Origin of the sequence: Streptomyces sp. SID5910, assembly GCF_009862125.1 — a bacterium.
Lineage (GTDB): Bacteria > Actinomycetota > Actinomycetes > Streptomycetales > Streptomycetaceae > Streptomyces.
In genome coordinates this window covers 1-1,986 of the sequence record NZ_WWHX01000658.1, presented here as the reverse complement: position 1 = coordinate 1,986, position 1,986 = coordinate 1, and the positions used below count along the sequence as shown (strand labels likewise).

Genomic DNA, 1,986 nt, shown 5'->3' with positions numbered 1-1,986 from the left:
CGAGACGCTCGGCGTGCCGCGGTCCGCGCCGCGCTCCCTGGAGACGCTGCGCCGGGCCGCCGAACGCGCCGCCCGGCGCCTCGCCGAGGCCGACGAGTTCGACCCGGTCCGGCCGGAGCGGCTGACGGCCGCGGCGGCGGCCCAGCTCGGCGCCCAGCTCGGCGCCGCCGTCCTCGTCCACCACGGCCTGGCGGGCGAGCACCTCGTCGTCGCCGCCGACGGACGGGTGCGCGCGGTCCTCGGCTGGGCCGACGCGGTCCTCGGCGATCCGGCCGAGGACATCGCCGGACTCGCGCTGTCCGTCGGCTCGCCCGCCGCCGTGCGCGCCGCCACCCTGGCCGGCTACGGCGCCCGGCCCTGTCTGCGCGGCCTGTGGCTGGCCCGCTGCGACACCGTCGTCCACCTCACCGACGCCCTCGCCGGCCGGTCGGCCGCGCCCCTGCCCCTGCTGCGGACCCGGCTGCGCCGCGCCTGGGAGCCGATCCTGCTGGAGCGGGTCACGGAGTTCCGCGAGGACGACCCGGCCTGACACCGGGGCGGGCGCCGCCGGCACCTCACTCCTGTTCGAGCACCACGCTCGACTCGCCCGGCACCCACAGCACCCCGTCCTCGCCCGGACCCCGCACGGGCTCCCACGCCGCCAGCACGCGCGCGGGGCGGGGGCCCAGCGGGATCGCCGCCGGTTCGGTGCCCAGGTTGACGGCCACCCGGATGTCGCCGCGCCGGAAGGCCAGCCACCGCGCCTCGCGGTCGTAGGACACCCTGGTGTCGGCGAGGTCCGGGTCGGTCAGGTCCGGCTGCTCGTGCCGCAGGGCGATCAGCCGGCGGTACCAGGCCAGCACGCGCGCGTGCGGATCGCGCTCCGGCTCGGACCAGTCGAGGCAGGAGCGGTCCCGCGTCGCCGGGTCCTGCGGGTCGGGCACCTCCTCCTCCTTCCAGCCGTGCGCGGCGAACTCCCGCCGCCTGCCGCGCCGTACGGCCTCCGCGAGGTCCGGGTCGGTGTGGTCGGTGAAGAACTGCCACGGGGTGCCCGCCGCCCACTCCTCGCCCATGAACAGCATCGGCGTGAACGGCGCCGTCAGCGTCAGCGTGGCCGCGCAGGCCGCCAGGCCGGGGGAGACCAGGGACGCCAGCCGGTCGCCCTGCGCGCGGTTGCCGACCTGGTCGTGGGTCTGGCTGTAGCCCGTCAGCCGGTGCGCCGCCGTGCGCTGCCGGTCCAGCGGCCGGCCGTGACCGCGGCCCCGGAAACTGGAGTAGGTGCCGTCGTGGAAGTAGCCGTGCGTCAGCGTCTTGGCGAGCGCCGCCAGCGGGTCGCGCGCGAAGTCGGCGTAGTAGCCCTGCGACTCGCCGGTCAGCGCGGTGTGCAGGGCGTGGTGGAAGTCGTCGTTCCACTGGGCGTGCACGCCCAGGCCGCCCTCCGCGCGCGGGGTGATGATCCGCGGGTCGTTCAGGTCGGACTCCGCGATCAGGAACAGCGGCCGGCCCAGGTCGGCGGCCAGGTCGTCCACGGCCGTCGACAGCTGCTCCAGGAAGTGGCACGCGCGCGTGTCGACCAGGGCGTGCACCGCGTCCAGGCGCAGGCCGTCGATCCGGTAGTCGCGCAGCCACGCGAGCGCGCTGTCCACCAGATACGCCCGCACCTCGTCGGAGCCGGGCGCGTCCAGGTTGATCGCGACGCCCCAGGGCGTGTGGTGGGTGTCCGTGAAGTACGGGCCGAAGACGGGCAGATAGTTGCCGGACGGGCCGAGGTGGTTGTGCACCACGTCCAGGACGACGCCCAGGCCGAGTTCGTGCGCCCGGTCGACGAACCGCTTCAGCGCGTCCGGCCCGCCGTACGGCTCGTGCACCGCCCACAGCGACACACCCTCGTACCCCCAGCCGTGCCGGCCGGGGAAGGGGCACAGCGGCATCAACTCGACGTGAGTGACACCGAGTTCCACCAGGTGCTCCAGCCGCCCGGCGGCGGCGTCGAGAGTGCCCTCGGGC

Annotated in this window: 2 protein-coding genes; one reads left to right on the top strand and one right to left on the bottom strand. The window is 76.0% G+C overall.

The features are described 5' to 3' along the window. Positions 1-529, top strand: a 529-nt coding sequence (locus tag GTW67_RS22920; RefSeq protein WP_161166691.1) for a phosphotransferase, incomplete at its 5' end; no start/stop codon positions are given. Between the two features lie 25 nt (positions 530-554). Here GTW67_RS22920 and treZ read toward each other — a convergent pair. Continuing rightward, positions 555-1,986, bottom strand: a 1,432-nt coding sequence (gene treZ, locus GTW67_RS22915; protein WP_161166690.1) for a malto-oligosyltrehalose trehalohydrolase, incomplete at its 5' end; no start/stop codon positions are given.